Source organism: Bradyrhizobium sp. HKCCYLRH2015, from assembly GCF_051168215.1.
GTDB lineage: Bacteria > Pseudomonadota > Alphaproteobacteria > Rhizobiales > Xanthobacteraceae > Bradyrhizobium.
The window spans coordinates 224,453-239,831 of sequence record NZ_JBNPUO010000010.1 but is presented as its reverse complement, the minus strand read 5'-3'; the positions used below and the strand labels follow the sequence as shown (position 1 = coordinate 239,831).

The 15,379-nt window shown below is 66.5% G+C and carries 12 protein-coding genes; 4 read left to right on the top strand and 8 right to left on the bottom strand.

The features are described 5' to 3' along the window. Window positions 1-17: 17 nt before the first annotated feature. Window positions 18-2,027, top strand: coding sequence for a putative bifunctional diguanylate cyclase/phosphodiesterase (locus ACQR1H_RS26040; RefSeq protein WP_434908401.1), 2,010 nt, complete (start codon window positions 18-20; stop codon window positions 2,025-2,027). A 1-nt stretch (window position 2,028) separates the two neighbouring features. Here ACQR1H_RS26040 and ACQR1H_RS26035 read toward each other — a convergent pair whose 3' ends face one another. Both ACQR1H_RS26035 and gloB read right to left on the bottom strand, forming a co-directional pair. Beyond that, the gene (locus tag ACQR1H_RS26035; RefSeq protein WP_434887833.1) at window positions 2,029-2,463 is read right to left on the bottom strand and encodes a cupin domain-containing protein; all 435 of its coding nucleotides are present in this window, start codon (window positions 2,461-2,463) and stop codon (window positions 2,029-2,031) included. Between the two features lie 11 nt (window positions 2,464-2,474). Next, window positions 2,475-3,242: a hydroxyacylglutathione hydrolase gene (gene gloB, locus ACQR1H_RS26030; RefSeq protein WP_434896150.1), complete on the bottom strand. Its 768-nt coding sequence runs from the start codon at window positions 3,240-3,242 to the stop codon at window positions 2,475-2,477. A 192-nt stretch (window positions 3,243-3,434) separates the two neighbouring features. Here gloB and ACQR1H_RS26025 point away from each other — a divergent pair, with 192 nt between their 5' ends. Beyond that, entirely contained in the window at window positions 3,435-4,211 is a 777-nt protein-coding gene (locus ACQR1H_RS26025) for a class I SAM-dependent methyltransferase (protein WP_315801740.1), read from the top strand. Between the two features lie 86 nt (window positions 4,212-4,297). Here ACQR1H_RS26025 and ACQR1H_RS26020 read toward each other — a convergent pair whose 3' ends face one another. The 5 genes from ACQR1H_RS26020 to ACQR1H_RS26000 form a co-directional block, all read right to left on the bottom strand. Further along, window positions 4,298-5,125, bottom strand: coding sequence for a DUF4167 domain-containing protein (locus tag ACQR1H_RS26020; RefSeq protein WP_315801739.1), 828 nt, complete (start codon window positions 5,123-5,125; stop codon window positions 4,298-4,300). A 563-nt stretch (window positions 5,126-5,688) separates the two neighbouring features. Continuing rightward, a complete protein-coding gene (gene prmC, locus ACQR1H_RS26015) occupies window positions 5,689-6,576 on the bottom strand; it encodes a peptide chain release factor N(5)-glutamine methyltransferase (RefSeq protein ID WP_434881362.1) in 888 nt (295 codons plus the stop codon). 193 nt (window positions 6,577-6,769) lie between these two features. Continuing rightward, window positions 6,770-7,855, bottom strand: coding sequence for a peptide chain release factor 1 (gene prfA, locus ACQR1H_RS26010; protein WP_316179225.1), 1,086 nt, complete (start codon window positions 7,853-7,855; stop codon window positions 6,770-6,772). Window positions 7,856-7,915: 60 nt separating this feature from the next. Continuing rightward, a complete protein-coding gene (ptsP, locus tag ACQR1H_RS26005; protein WP_315715187.1) occupies window positions 7,916-10,183 on the bottom strand; it encodes a phosphoenolpyruvate--protein phosphotransferase in 2,268 nt (755 codons plus the stop codon). A gap of 302 nt (window positions 10,184-10,485) precedes the next feature. After that, window positions 10,486-11,742, bottom strand: a complete 1,257-nt coding sequence (locus ACQR1H_RS26000; RefSeq protein ID WP_315801736.1) for an aspartate kinase — start codon at window positions 11,740-11,742, stop codon at window positions 10,486-10,488. A 160-nt stretch (window positions 11,743-11,902) separates the two neighbouring features. On the opposite strand from ACQR1H_RS26000, the gene ACQR1H_RS25995 reads away from it, so the two are divergent. Then, the gene (locus ACQR1H_RS25995; RefSeq protein ID WP_434874082.1) at window positions 11,903-12,370 is read left to right on the top strand and encodes a PH domain-containing protein; all 468 of its coding nucleotides are present in this window, start codon (window positions 11,903-11,905) and stop codon (window positions 12,368-12,370) included. 47 nt (window positions 12,371-12,417) lie between these two features. Further along, window positions 12,418-13,182 (top strand): bifunctional 2-polyprenyl-6-hydroxyphenol methylase/3-demethylubiquinol 3-O-methyltransferase UbiG, encoded by a 765-nt coding sequence (gene ubiG / locus ACQR1H_RS25990; RefSeq protein ID WP_434874091.1) that lies wholly within the window; start codon window positions 12,418-12,420, stop codon window positions 13,180-13,182. A 91-nt stretch (window positions 13,183-13,273) separates the two neighbouring features. On the opposite strand, the gene ACQR1H_RS25985 is transcribed toward ubiG, so the two are convergent. Then, the gene (locus ACQR1H_RS25985; RefSeq protein WP_434908400.1) at window positions 13,274-15,373 is read right to left on the bottom strand and encodes a S9 family peptidase; all 2,100 of its coding nucleotides are present in this window, start codon (window positions 15,371-15,373) and stop codon (window positions 13,274-13,276) included. Window positions 15,374-15,379 lie beyond the last annotated feature (6 nt).

Below are 15,379 nucleotides of genomic sequence, written 5' to 3'. Positions count from 1 at the left end.
CTGACAACGGGGCGGCAATGCCGGACGTGAGACGTTACATGGCCCGCGCGGCGGAGTTGTTTCGCGTTCCCGCCGATAATCCCGAGCTGACGCGTGCGCAGTTCCAGGCGTTCTCCAAGCAGGTGCCGCTGCTCTATTTCATTCTCATCACCAACAGCCTGGCGCTCGCCTACACGTTCCTGCCGGTGGCGCCGGCGTGGCTGACGATTTCGGTGCCGGCGCTGCTGTCGACGATTACCGGCGTTCGCATGCTGTGGTGGCTGCGGCAGGGCGAGTCCGCCAGCAGCGACGCCGAGGTGCTGCGCAACCTCCGTGTCACCAACCGGATTGCCGGTCCGATCGGAGCGCTGTTCGTCGTCTGGTCGTTCGCGTTGTTTCCCTATGGCGATCCGTTCGCCAAGGGGCAGGTCGCGTTCTACATGGCGGTCACGGTCATCGGCATCATCTTCTGCCTCATGCATCTGCGCTCCGCGGCGCTGATCGTGACCCTCGTGGTCATCGTCCCCTATGTCGTCTTCTTCATGTCCACGGGCGTTCACGCGCTGCGGGCGATCGCTGTCAATCAGCTGCTCGTGTCCGGCGCCATGGTCACGGTGCTGTTCATCTACTACCGCGATTTCGCTGCGCTGGTTGCCAGCCGCAAATCGCTGCTCGCGGAGCAGGCCGCGACGCAAGCGCTGTCGGATGAGAACTTCCGGCTCGCCAATCTGGATTCGCTGACCGATCTGCCCAATCGCCGTCGCTTCTTCTCGGAGCTCACGCAAGCCTTCGCCGAGGCCGAGCGGGACGGCACGCGGCTTGCCGTCGGCATCATCGATCTCGACGGCTTCAAGCCGATCAACGACACCTATGGGCATACGGTCGGCGACCGCGTGCTGATGGAGGCCGCGCGCCGCATCCGCGACGCCTGTGCCGGCCATGGCGGCCAGGTCCATCTCGCCCGGCTCGGCGGCGACGAGTTCGGACTGGTGGTCGCCGGCAATCCAACGGACGACGATCTGCTCAACCTCGGACGGCAGATCACCGACCTCATCAAGCTGCCTTATCAGTTCGACACGACTCATACGGGCCTGTCGTGCTCGACCGGCTTTGCGCTGTATCCGCGCTCGGCCATGGTTGCGGATGCGCTGTACGAATGCGCCGATTATGCGCTCTACCACGCCAAGCGTCGCGCCCGCGGCCAGGCCATCATCTTCTCGACCGAGCTCGAGGCGGAGATCCGCAGCCGCAGCGTGATCGAGCATCTGTTGCGCACGGCCGATTTCGACGCCGAGATGGATCTGGCGTTTCAGCCGATCATGGACTCCACGAACGCACGCACCACCGGCTTCGAGGTCCTGGCGCGCTGGCACAGTCCCAAGCTGGGCACGGTGTCGCCCGCGAGCTTCATCCCGGCCGCCGAGCGGATCGGCGTCATCCGCAGCCTGACGCGTTGTCTCCTGGTCAAGGCGCTCGCCGCGGCGCGGACCTGGCCGGACGACATTCGCGTGTCGTTCAATCTCTCCGCACACGACATCTGTTCTCCGGACGGCGTTCTTCCGCTGCTGGCCGTCATCCATGCCAGCGGTGTGCCGCCGCGCCGCATCGAGTTCGAGATCACCGAAACCGCCGTCACCTTCGATTTCGCTCGTGCCGAGCAGTCGATCGCGGCATTGAAGGCGATCGGTTGCGGCATCTCGCTGGACGATTTCGGCACCGGCTACTCGTCGCTCAGCCACGTTCACCGGCTGCCGCTCGACAAGCTCAAGGTCGACCGCAGTTTCGTGAGCGACGTCAATGCCAATCCGATCAGCCACAAGATCATCAAGTCGCTGACCGGCCTCTGCGCCGACATGGAAATTTCGTGCGTCGTCGAAGGTGTCGAGACCAAGGAGCAGCTCGACAGCCTGCGGCGTCTGGGCGCGGACTACATCCAGGGCTACTACTTCGCCAAGCCGATGCCGGCCGATGCGGTTTCCGGCTTCCTCGCCCAGGAGCGCGAGCGCTTCGCCGAGCCGGCCGCGAAGGTCGTCGGCGCGAGCGCCTGACTCAGACCTCCGGCTCCCAGCCGGGCGGCGCGAGTTCGAATCCTTCGAACATGAAGCCCGGCGCCACCGTGCAGCCGACGAGCGTCCAATCGCCGCTGCTCTCGGCGGCCTGCCAGGCATGGGCGGGCACCACCGCCTGCGGTTGCTGGCCGGCTGCGAGGTCGATGCCCAGCGTCGTCGTTTGCGGCGCCTGGCCTTCGGCGGCGATCCGCAAGGTCAGCGGTGCCCCGGCATAGAAGTGCCAGGTCTCGACTGCATCGACCCTGTGCCAATGCGAACGCTCGCCGCGCGCAAGCAGGAAATAGATCAGCGTCGATGCGGCGCGGCCGGAGGCGTCGACGGCCGGATCGCGAAACGTCTCGCGAAAATGTCCGCCCTCCGGATGCGGCTGCAGACCGAGACGCGCGATGATGTCGGCAGCCGAGAGCGGAGCCATCGTCCTCAGCCCTACGACTTGTTCTTGCGCTCGCGCAACTCGCCGAACACCTGCTCGGCGCTCGCGCCCTTCATGCGCAGCCGCAGCGCGACGGCCGGATCGTCGGCGCGCAGGAACACGTTGGTGCTCTTTTCGTCGCCGAGCAGCGACGGGATGGTCGGCCGGTTGGCGGCACGGAGCCGTCCCACCTCGTCGGCGCGGGCTTTCAGTGCCTCGTTGTCGCCGTCGACGGTGAGGGCGAATTTGACGTTCGATGCGGTGTATTCGTGGCCGCAATACAGCCTGAAATCGTCCGGCAGGGCGCGCAGCTTGAGCAGCGAGTCCCACATCATCGAATAGGTGCCCTCGAACACGCGGCCGCAGCCGACCGAGAACAGCGTGTCGGCCGCAAACAACGCCTTGTCGGCATCGAACACGTAGGAGACGTGGTCGAGCGTATGGCCTGGCGTTTCCAGCACGCGCGCGAGCAATTCGCCGATCTTCACGACATCGCCATGGGCGACTCGCAGATCGACGTTGGCGATCGCCGTCGTCTTGTCGTGCGGCGCGACCACCCGGCAGCCATATTTCTGCTTGAGCTCGGCGACGCCGCCGACGTGGTCGTGATGATGATGCGTGATCAGGATGTCGGTGAGCGTCCAGCCTTCGGCGTCCAACTGCCGGACGATCGGTCCGGCCTCGGGGGCGTCGATCGAGGCAGTCGCACCGGTCGCAGGGTCATGGATCAGATAGCCGAAATTGTCGGACAGGCAGGTGAAGGCGCGGATGTCGGCGGCCATGATGTCTCCGTCGGCGGGACCGGGCGAGGCACGATGGTCGCGCTCGCGATGCCAGAAGGTCGTGGAGGCGGAGCCCGGGCGCGGCGTTGCGGGCGGCCTCCGATGTGCCGGCCAGAGATATGGCGTTAACGCTGGAGGCGCAACGCAATATTGGGCGCGCGGCGGCGCGCGCCCGCATGATACATTGACGTCATGGACGTGATCGATCTGCGAAATTTCTATTCGGGTCGCCTCGGGATCGTCGCGCGGCTCCTGATCAACCGCGGTATCCGCGCGCGCTGGCCGAGCGCGGCCGGGCAGCGGGTGCTGGGCATCGGCTATCCCACGCCCTATCTCGGCTTGTTCCGCGAGGATTCCGAACGCTGCATCGCCTTCATGCCGGCGGCCCAGGGGGTGCTGAAATGGCCGACGGCACGGCCGACGCTGGCCTCGCTGGTGGACGAATTCTCGCTGCCGCTGCCTGATGCGGCGGTCGACCGCATCCTGATCGTGCATGCGCTGGAGATGTCGGACGACCCGGCCGGGCTGCTGCGCGAGATGTGGCGGGTGCTGGCGCCGGCGGGACGCATGATCATCGTGATCCCGAACCGGCGCGGCGTCTGGACGCGGACCGACAACACGCCGTTCGGCCATGGCCGGCCTTATTCGCGCTCGCAGATCACGCAGCTGCTGCGGCAGACCTGGTTCACGCCGACCGGCTGGGGCGAGGCGCTGTTCATGCCCCCGGTTGGCGGCTGGTTCCTGAAATCGGCGATGGCCTGGGAGCGCGTCGGCGCGGCGCTGTCACTGCCGTTCGCCGGTGTCCACATCGTCGAGGCGACCAAGCAGGTCTACCGGGTGATCCCGGCGCGCCGCGAGCGCATCCGGCTGATCCCGCGGCTCGAACCGGTGCTGGCGCCGTCGCCGTCGGCCCCCGGATCCAGTGGCTCCGGTCGCCGCGAGGCCGGTCCGCCGTCGCGCGAGGGATGATCCCGGGCCGTTCTCCTGCGCGCCTCCCGCACAAAAAAACGGGTGGGCTCTGAGCCCACCCGTTTCGTCATGATGGAGCGTAATCGCTATTCGCCCGGATTGAGATCCTCGCTCGGCGCCGGTGCAGCAGCGGCCGCTTCAGTGCGCGGACCATGCGGACGCCGGCGGCGGCGCGGATAGCGCTCGGCAGCGCCCTCGAAGGCGGCCGGGGGATTGGCGATCTGCGGCTGCGGACCGGTGATGAAGGACGGCAGCCGATCGACGCCGCTGTCGGCGATGACGGGCTGGGGTTGCGGCTGCGGCTGGTACTGGACGGGCTGCGGACGCTCGCGGTGCTCGCGCGGCTCCCGCTCGCGATGCTCCCGCGGTTCACGGTGCTCCCGCGGCTCGCGGTGTTCGCGCGGCTCGCGATGCTCACGCGCTTCGCGATGCTCGCGTGGCTGCTGCTCGCGCTGATAGGGCTGGTTGTCGCCGCGCTCGCGCTGGCCGCCTTCGCGGTCGCGCATGAAGGGCTGGGGCTGAGGCTGCGGCTGGGCCGGAACGAAGCCGGGCTCCTGGCCGAAATGCGAGAAGCTCTCGCCGTCATCATCGAGGTCGTCGACGGTCAGGTCCTCGGTGTTGCGCGGCTGCTGCGGCTGGTTCTGGCGGAATTGCTCCTGCGCGGCGGCAATCAGGCGGAAATAGTGCTCGGCATGCTGGTAGTAATTTTCGGCGGCAACGGGGTCACCCGAGGAGCGGGCGTCGCGGGCAAGCTGGACATATTTCTCGGCGACATGAGAGGCTGTGCCGCGGATCTTGATGTCCGGCCCGTTGGACTCGAACACCCTGGTCAGCGGATTCTGGCCGCGCCGGTTATTATTGTTGTTACCGCTGTTCCGGTTGCGCATCCGCTTGTTGTTCTGACCGTTTCTCATGTCCTGCCTTTATTCCAACCCTGCGTTAGGAGCACCGATTGTCTGAGCACTGATTGTTATGCACTGATTGTTATCGGAATACCGAGAGCGTATTGAAATACCTTCGCCGGGCTCGGGCGCCTCGCGCGCGGTCCAAATGGTCCCATCCGACCCATGTCGGTTCCGACATGCCGGTTTGATCCATGCCGATGTGATCGACAGCCGATTCTCTCGACAAAAGCGCGTTCAAAACGCGTTCCCCACCCGCCAGCCCCTGGGACCGGCGAACCACGTCATTCAGCCAGCCAAGGCGACATGCGCCACGACCACCCAGTTTGCTTAGCGTAAGACCTCAAGTGCAAAGTCAGGCTTTCGTTCGCTTTGCAGTCGCGGGCTGCGCAGCCATCCGGCTCTCGCGCTCAGCAGATCTGCGTTCTGGAACCTATCGCCCGGCGTGGCTCTCTGGCATCTGACCGCGGCGGTGTTCCGTGAATACCGCTCGTCGTGGCCTGCACCGGTGCTGTGAATGGAACGTAGTCGCTCCCGGGGGATATTCCAAGAGCTTTTTCCGTATCCCCGGACCTTTACCGGAGCTTTTTTAGGCCCATGACGGTTCGGGGAATACCGGCCAGATCGGCCCGGATCGTGGAGGAATCGGCCGCCAGGCCAGCCCTCACCATCAATGCAGCGACGCCGTCACTCTGGCCAAGCCCGACCTCCACGATGACAGCGCCGCCCGGCCGAAGCAGGGCCGCTGCCTGCGGGATCAGCGCGCGGTAGGCGTCGAGCCCGTCCTTGCCTCCGTCCAGTGCGCGCAGCGGATCATGACTGCGCACCTCGACGTCGAGCTCGCTGATCTCGGACGACGGAATGTAGGGCGGGTTCGACACGATCAGGTCGAAGCCAGCGGACAGGGCTGCTGCATAGGAGCAGGCGACGAAGCCGGCGCGGTCGGCCAATCCGAGCGCGCGCGCATTGTCCCGCGCAGTGGCCAGCGCGCCGACGCTGATGTCGGTGCCGACGCCATGGGCCCGTGGCAGCTCGGACAGCAATGCCAGCAGGATCGCGCCGGAGCCGGTGCCGAGATCGGCGATGCGCAAGGGGCGCGTCAGGGCGCCGCCGGCGGCGAGATGCTCGAGTGCCAGTTCGACCACGGTCTCGGTGTCCGGCCGCGGCACCAGCGTATCCGCCGAGAGCTGCAGCGGCAGGCCCCAGAACTCCTTGGCTCCGAGGAGGCGCGCCACCGGCTCGCCGACCAGCCGGCGTTGCACCAGCGCTTCCAGACGCTGCGCATCCGCGTGGGATAGCTGCCGTTGGCCATGCATTACGAGACCGGTGAGGTCGAGCTGAAGCGCATGGCCCAGAAGCAGCCGCGCATCGAGCTCCGGCGAATCGAGACCGGCGGCCGCAAAGCGGGCCGCAACCGCGCGCCGCGCCGAGTCGATGTTTGCGCCGGCGATGATCTCGGTCATCGCCCGCGCTCTCTCCACGGGTCATCCCCGCGAACGCGGGGATCCATACGCCGTGCCGTTGCGAGGCGGAAGGTCGGAGTTGCAGCCTTTGCCAGCCACGAATGCCTGTGGTGATGGGTCCCGGCGTTCGCCGGGACGACAGCTGATGTGCCGCAACACGGTCGCGCTTCGGTTGGCAGCGCGCAGGCGCCGCTCACGCCGCAGCGCCCTGCGCGGCAAGCTGTGCCGCCTGATGCTCCGTCGTCAGCGCGTCGATCAGTTCGCCCAGCGCTTCGCCCGCGATCACCTGCGGCAGCTTGTAGAGCGTCAGATTGATGCGGTGGTCGGTGACGCGCCCCTGCGGGAAATTGTAGGTGCGGATGCGCTCCGAGCGGTCGCCGGAGCCGACCTTCTCCTTGCGGTCGGCGGAGCGCGCGGCGTCGACCTTCTGCCGCTCGGCGTCGTAGATGCGCGAGCGCAGGATGTTCATCGCCGAGGCGCGGTTCTTATGCTGCGAGCGGCTGTCCTGCATCATCACCACGATGCCGGTCGGAAGGTGGGTGATGCGGATCGCCGATTCGGTCTTGTTGACGTGCTGGCCGCCGGCGCCCTGCGCGCGCATGGTCTCGATGCGCAAATCGTCCTGCTTGATGTCGACGTCGACATCCTCGACCTCGGGCAGCACGGCGACCGTCGCCGCCGAGGTGTGGATGCGGCCCTGCGTCTCGGTATCCGGCACGCGCTGCACCCGGTGCACGCCGGATTCGAACTTCAGCTTGGCGAAGGCGCCGCGGCCCTGCACCTCGGCGATGATCTCCTTGTAGCCGCCGACGGTGCCTTCGGACGCCGAGATCACCTCGACCTTCCAGCCCTGCAGGGCGGCGAACCGTTCGTACATGCGGAACAGATCGCCGGCGAACAACGAGGCCTCGTCGCCGCCGGTGCCGGCGCGGATTTCGAGCACGACGTTGCGGTCGTCCATCGCGTCCTTGGGCAGCAGCGCGACACGGATCTTCTGCTCGAGCTCGCCGCGGCGCGCGATCAGCTCGTCGCGCTCGGCCTCGGCCATCGCCCGCATCTCGGCATCGGTGGCGGGATCGGCGATCAGCGCCTCGGTGTCGGCGAGTTCTTTGACTCCTGCACGATAAGCCTTCACCGCGTCGATCAGCGGATTGAGCTCGGCCAGCTCGCGGGTGATCTGCACGTAGCGGTCGGAATTGACCTGGCCGAGCAGCTCCGCCTCGAGCGAGGCGTGATGCGCGAGTAGGACATCGAGTTTGGCTTCGGGAAGCGACGACATGTTGCAATCTGATCTAGGAGCAAACGATACGGACGGAAGGCGGCCGGCGCGACAGGCCGGCTACAGCGCGAGGCCTTCGCTCTCGGCGAACTCGGTCAGCTTCTGCCGCATCGAGAAGCTGCCGGCCGGCGCGGCCAGCCATTCGGCCATCTTCGTCGCCGCCTTGCCGGCGTCCAGTTCGAGGATCATCGCCTTCACAGGGCCGTGCGCGGTGGCCGACAACGACAGCGAGCGGTAGCCGAGCGCGATCAGCGCCAATGCGCCGATCGGCTTGGAGGCCATCTCGCCGCACAGTGACACCGACCGTTTCGCCGCCTTGGCCTTGTGCACGATCTGCTGCAACGCCCGCAGGATCGGCGTCGACAGCGTGTCGAAGCGCTCGGAGACCTTGGCGTTGCCGCGATCGACCGCGAACAGGAACTGGAACAGGTCGTTCGAGCCGACCGAGATGAAATCGACCTTCGAAAGCAGCTCGTCGAGCTGATACAGCAGCGCCGGGACCTCGAGCATGGTGCCGACGTCGACGCGCTCCGGCAGCGTATGGCCGTGCTGGCGCAGATAGGTCAGCTCGCGCTCGACGATCGCCTTGGCCGTGTCGAACTCGGCGACTTCCGAGATCATCGGGAACATGATGCGCAGCGAGCGGCCGCCGCCGGCGCGCAGCAGCGCCCGGATCTGGCCGCGCAGCAGGCCCGGACGGTCGAGGCCGAGGCGGATCGCGCGCCAGCCGAGCGCCGGATTCTCCTCGATCACGGTCTCCATGTAGGGCAGCGCCTTGTCGCCGCCGATGTCGAGCGTGCGGAACGTGACCGGCTTGTGGCCGGCGGCGTCGAGCACCGTGCGATACAGCGCCAGCTGGTCGCTGGAGCGCGGCAGGCTGGCGGACACCATGAACTGCAACTCGGTGCGGAACAGGCCGATGCCGGCGCTGCCGGTGTCCTCGATATGCGGCAGGTCGATGACCAGGCCGGCATTGATCATCAGCTCGACCGGCTGGCCGTCCTTGGTCACGCAGGGCTTGTTGCGCAGCTCGCCATATTGCGCCTGGCGGCGGGCGCGGAAGCGCACCCGTTCGGCATAGGCGGATTCGATCTCGGAGGACGGCCGAACGTAGATCGAGCCCGACGTGCCATCGACGATGATGGCGTCGCCGGGATCGGCGATGCCCGGCGCGTTCGGCACCTCGCCGACGGCGGGAATGCCGAGCGCACGGGCCACGATCGCGACATGCGAGTTGGCGGTGCCTTCCTCGAGCACGAGGCCGCGCAGCCGCTTGCGGTCGTAGTCGAGCAGCGCCGCCGGACCCATCGCGCGCGCAATCAGGATGGCATTGTCGGGCAGATGCTCACGACGCGGCGCGTGGTCCTGGCCCACCAGCTGGCGCAGCAGCCGGTAGCCGAGATCCTCGAGATCGTGCAGGCGCTCGCGCAGATACGGATCGGTCGAGCGCAGCATGCGGGCGCGGGTGTCGGACTGCACGCGCTCGACGGCGGCTTCGGCCGTGAGGCCGGTCGCCACCGCCTCGTGCAGCTTGTGCGACCAGCCCTGATCGTTGGCGAACATGCGATAGGCTTCGAGCACCTCGCGGTGCTCGCCGCCGTCGGCGACGTCACCGCGCTCCAGCATGCGGTCGAGGTCGGCGCGCAGCTTGAGCAGCGCGGCGTCGAGCCGCTTGATCTCCTTGGGCAGGTCCTCGGCGATGTAGTTGTTGATGACGACGCGCGGCTCGTGCAGCACGACATGGCCGAGCGCGATGCCATCGGACAGCACCGTACCGGTCTTGTGGATCGAGTGCCGCGCCGCCGGCTCGGCGCCGGGCTGGGCGAGCGCTGCGAGCTCGCCGGAGGCGATCATCTCGGCGAGCACCATCGCGGTGGTCTGCAGCGCCTCGACCTCTTCCTCGACATAGGTGCGCTTGGCGCGGTTCTGCACCACCAGCACGCCGAGCGTGTTGCCGGCGCGCAGGATCGGCACGCCGAGGAAGGAGTGGTAGATCTCCTCGCCGGTCTCCGGACGATACGAGAAGGCGGGATGGCTCTGCGCGTCGTTCAGGTTGAGCGGCGTGGCCTCGCTGGCGACGAGGCCGACAAGGCCCTCATGCGCGCTCAGCACGGTCATGTGCACGGCGTCGCGGTTCAGACCTTCGGTAGCGTAGAGCTCGAGCGTGTTGTCGACGCGCAGCACATAGACCGAGCAGACCTCAGCGACCATGTTGGCCGCGATCAGCACCACGATCTTGTCGAGCCGCTCCTGTGCCGAGACCTGCTCCGCCATGGTCTCGCGAAGCCGTCTGAGCAGGACGCGGGGGCCTCCCGACGCGCTTCGCATGTGGCACAATCCCCCTTCCTGGGGCCAGCCCGGCACGCGGCCGGATCTGGCGCTAAACTCGCGGCATCGAACAGCTTTCTCGATTCGGCACTATCGCACGCTCAGAGTGCCGGCCCGAACCAGAACAACCATCACTGGAGCACAGTTTGCGGCTGCCATCCTGCGATGGCGTATAGCGAATTAGGGCTTGTTTTGCCAAGCAAAACGCCTGCCACCGCGGGCGGCGTCAACGGCTTTCGAACGATCTTCGGCCCGTCCCGCTGTCACATAACGGGACAGGTGTGGTCGCGGAGGAGGATTTTCTAGGCCTGGTCCAGTCCGTAGAGCGTATGCAGCGTGCGGACGGCGAGCTCGGTGTAGGCGGCGTCGATCAGCACCGAGAACTTGATCTCGGAGGTCGTGATCGCACGGATGTTGATGTTGCGGGCGGCGAGCGCGGCAAATCCCTTGGCGGCGACGCCGGCATGGCTGCGCATGCCCGAGCCGATCACCGAGACCTTGGCAACGTCGGTCGCGGTATCCAGGCGCTGATAGCCGATCTTGTCCTTGGCCGCCGTGATGGTCTCGCGCGCGCGATTGTAATCGGTGGCCGGCACCGTGAAGGTGAGATCGGTGGTCTTGCCGTCTTCGGAGACGTTCTGGACGATCATGTCGACGTTGATGTTGGCATCCGCCAGTGGTCCGAAGATCGAGGCGGCAACACCCGGCTTGTCCTCGATCTGGCGCACCGAGATCTGGGCCTCGTCCTTGGAGAAGGCGATGCCGGTCACGACGTGATTTTCCATGATTTGTTCCTCGCTGCAGATCAGCGTCCCCGGCGGCTGGTTGGCGTGCGGGTCGATATCCTCGGGCTTGTCGAATGAGGAGCGGACAAAGATCGGCATGTTGTGGACCATGCCCAGTTCCACCGAGCGGACCTGGAGCACCTTGGCGCCCTGGGACGCCAGCTCCAGCATGTCCTCGAAGGCGATCTTGTCGAGCCGCTTGGCCTTCGGCACCACCCGGGGATCGGTGGTATAGACGCCGTCGACGTCGGTATAGATGTCGCAGCGGTCGGCCTTGATGGCGGCCGCGATCGCCACCGCCGAGGTGTCCGAGCCGCCGCGGCCGAGCGTGGTGATTCGCCCGGTTTCGGCGTTGATGCCCTGGAAGCCGGCGATGACCGCGACCTCCTTGCGGTCGCGAAAGCGCTGGATCAGCTCGGAGCCGTCGATATCGACGATTCGCGCCGAGGCATGGGCGTCGCTGGTCTTGATCGGGATCTGCCAGCCCTGCCACGAGCGGGCCTGGATGCCCATGCCCTGCAGCACGATCGCCAGCAGGCCGGACGTGACCTGCTCGCCCGAGGCCACGACGGCGTCGTATTCGCGCGCATCGTGCATCGGCGACGCCTCGGTGCACCAGGCGACCAGTTCGTTGGTCTTGCCCGACATCGCCGAGACGACAACGGCGACCTCATGACCGGCATCGACCTCGCGCTTGACGTGGCGCGCGACGTTGCGGATGCGGTCGATGTTGGCGACGGAGGTGCCGCCGAATTTCAGCACGAGGCGACCCATGACGACGCGCTCATTCCCATCAGGAGGATAAGTTGACCGGCTGAGCGCGAAACCGGAGGCGCGCCAGCCGAAACGCGCGTATACATAGCGCCGCGGCTGGGGGCAAGACGGTTCCTTGTGGTGACAGGGTCAGGTTACAGGGTCAGGTTAGAGGCTTGGAATGGCGCGTTACATCGACGAAATCCTGCAACCCGGCGAGAAGGTGCTGTATTCGACCAATGCGCACTGGATGTTCTACCTTCCGGCGATCGGGGCCTGGATCGTCGTGTTCGGATTGCTCGTCCTCACCCGCATGACCGTGAACGACAATCTGGTCATGCTGTGCCTGGCCACCGCCGCCGTCATCGCCATTGTTGCGCTGTATTGGACGGTCCGGGCCTGGTTCCATCGTCTCACCACCGAGACGGACGTCACCAATCGCCGCGTCGTGCACAAAACCGGTTTCATCAAGCGCCGTACCTTCGAGATGGCCCTCGACAAGGTCGAGAGCGTCGACGTCAACCAGAGCATCATGGGACGGGTTCTCAATTACGGCGATGTCACCATCTTGGGTGTGGGCGAGGGCAAGGAAACCATTTCGACCATCGCGGAGCCGCTGGCGTTCCGGAACGCCATCACGGCGCGTTAGCCCGGTACGGCGCCGCAGCTTCGATCATTGAGTATTCAGCGATGACAATGCCTCAGGATTCCCGCAGCCCTTCTGTTCCCTCCGGCTCGACCGTCGATCCGGCCGAGATCGCGAAGTTCTCGAAACTGTCCGAGACCTGGTGGGACCCCAAGGGCAAGATGGCGCCCCTGCACAAGATCAACCCGCTGCGCCTGACCTATATCCGCGATGCCGCCTGCCGGAAATTCGAGCGCAACGCCAAGAGCCTCAACTGCCTGTCCGGGCTGCGCATGCTCGACATCGGCTGCGGCGCGGGATTGCTGTGCGAGCCGTTCACACGGCTGGGCGCGCAGGTCGTCGGCGTCGACCCCTCGGCCACCAACATTGCCGCTGCCAGGCTGCATGCCGAGAAGGGTCATCTGTCGATCGACTACCGCTGCACCACGATCGAGGAGATGGACCCGCGCGAGCGCTTCGACATCGTGCTGGCGATGGAGGTCGTCGAGCACGTCACCGATGTCGGCGCCTTCCTCGGCCGCTGCGCCGCCGTGCTCAAGCCGGGCGGCATGATGGTGGTCTCGACCCTGAACCGCAACTGGAAGAGCTTTGCGCTCGCCATCGTCGGCGCCGAATACGTGCTGCGCTGGCTGCCGCGCGGCACGCACGAGTGGAGCAAGTTCGTCACGCCGGACGAACTGACCAAATACCTGCTCGACAACCGCCTGGTCATCACCGAGCAGAGCGGCGTCGTCTACAGCCCCTTCGCCGACCGCTGGAGCCTGTCGACCGACATGGACGTGAACTACATGGTGGTCGCCGAGCAGATGGTCTAGCCGGCGCGGTGTGCCCGGCTTCCGCTCCACAACCGGTGTCGATGGGGTGCGATCCCGCGCCACATCCGGCAATTGCCGGCGTCGGCCGCGCTCACGCCGTCCGATTCGCCAGCCCCACCGCCCATAGCGCGAACGCATAGACGATCGCGACCTCATCCAGCCGGTTGAAGCGCCCGGAGGCGCCGCCGTGGCCGGCGCCCATGTTGGTGCGCAGGAGGACCGGCCCGCCACCGGTCATCGTCGCGCGCAGCCGCGCGATCCACTTTGCCGGCTCCCAATAGGTGACGCGCGGGTCCGTCAGGCCGGCCATGGCCAGGATCGCCGGATAGTCCTTGGCCGCGACGTTCTCATACGGCGAGTAGGACAGGATGGTGCGGAAATCCGTCTCGCTCTCGATCGGGTTGCCCCATTCGGGCCATTCCGGCGGCGTCAGCGGCAGGGTGTCGTCGAGCATCGTGTTCAGCACGTCGACGAACGGCACCTCGGCGACGATGCCGGCGAACAGCTCACCTGCGCGGTTGGCGACCGCGCCCATCAGCATGCCGCCGGCGCTGCCGCCGTGGCCGACGATGCGCTTCGCGCTGGTGTAGTTGGCCGCGATCAGCGCCCGCGCGCAGGCTGAGAAATCGTCGAAACTGTTGGTCTTCTTCTCGCGCTTGCCGTCGAGGTACCAGCCCCAGCCCTTGTCGGTGCCGCCGCGGATATGGGCGATGGCGTAGACGAAGCCGCAGTCGACCAGCGACAGCCGGTTGGTGCTGAAAGACGCCGGCATCGCATGCCCATAGGAGCCGTAGCCATAGAGCAGCAGCGGCGCCGAGCCGTCGGCCTTGAAGTCGCGCCGGTGCAGCAGCGACACCGGCACCTCGGCGCCATCATCGGCCTTCGCCATGATGCGCGTGGTGACGTAGTCGGCCGGATTGTGCCCGGACGGAATCTCCTGGCGCTTGCGCAAGGTTTTCGCGCGCGTCACCATGTCGTAGTCCCAGACCTCCGACGGCGTCGTCATCGACGAATAGGCAAAGCGCAGGTTGGTCGTATCGAACTCGTAGGAGCCCATCGCGTCGAGCGAATAGGCGCCCTCGTCGAAGGCGATCGCGTGCTCCTCGCCGGATGTCAGGTCGCGGATCACGATCGACGGCAGCGCGTTGGCGCGCTCCAGTCGCACCAGATGGCCCGCATAGAGATCGTGGTCGAGCACGTAGATGCCGGCGCGGTGCGGAATGAGGTCGCGCCAGTTGGCGCGCTCGGGCGTAGACAGCGGCGCGGTGACGATCTTGAAGTCGATCGCGCCATCGGCATTCGTCAGGATGAACAGCTCGTCGCCGCGGTCGGCAATCGAATATTGCACGCCGTTCTCGCGGGCGGCGATGAGCCGCGGCGGCGCCTCGGGATGGTCGAGATCGATCAGCCGCTGCTCGGAGGTCTCGTGGTCGCCGCCGGCGATGACGCAGAACCGGCCCGAGGTCGACTCGTGCACATGGGTAAACCAGCCGGTGTCCTTCTCCTCGTACACCAGCACGTCATCGGCCTGCCTGGTGCCGAGCTTATGCCGCCACACCTGCATCGGGCGGTGATTGTCGTCGAGCTTGACGTAGAAGAAGCTCGTGCAGTCGCGCGACCACACCGCGCCGCCGTCGGTCTCCTCGACGACGTCGGCGAGATCATCGCCGCCATCCCAGTCGCGCACGCGGATGGTGAAATATTCCGAGCCCTTGGTGTCGGCGCTCCAGGCGACGCGCTTGTGGTCGTGCGAATGCCGGCTGCCGCCGAACTTGAAATACTCATGCCCGCGCGCCAGCGCGTCGCCGTCGAGCCCGATGGTCTCCGCTCCGCCGTTGCGCGGCGTCCGGCAGAACAATTCGTGCTGGCCGCCCTCGCGGTACTTGCGGAAATAAGCGTAGGGCCCGTCCGGCGACGGCACCGAGGAATCGTCCTCCTTGATGCGGCCGCGCATCTCCGCGACGAGCTTCTTCTGCAGCGGTGAGGTGTGGCCGAGCACGGATTCCGCATAGGCGTTCTCGGCTTCGAGATAGGCGCGGATATCAGCATCCAGCAGCGACGGATCGTGCAGCACCTCCTGCCAGCGCGCGTCTTTCAGCCACGCATAGTCGTCCTGCACGGTGATGCCGTGGCGGGTGAAGCTGTGCTGGTGGCGCGGCGCCACCGGCGCTGTTTTGCTGCTGTCTGTCATCTCGTC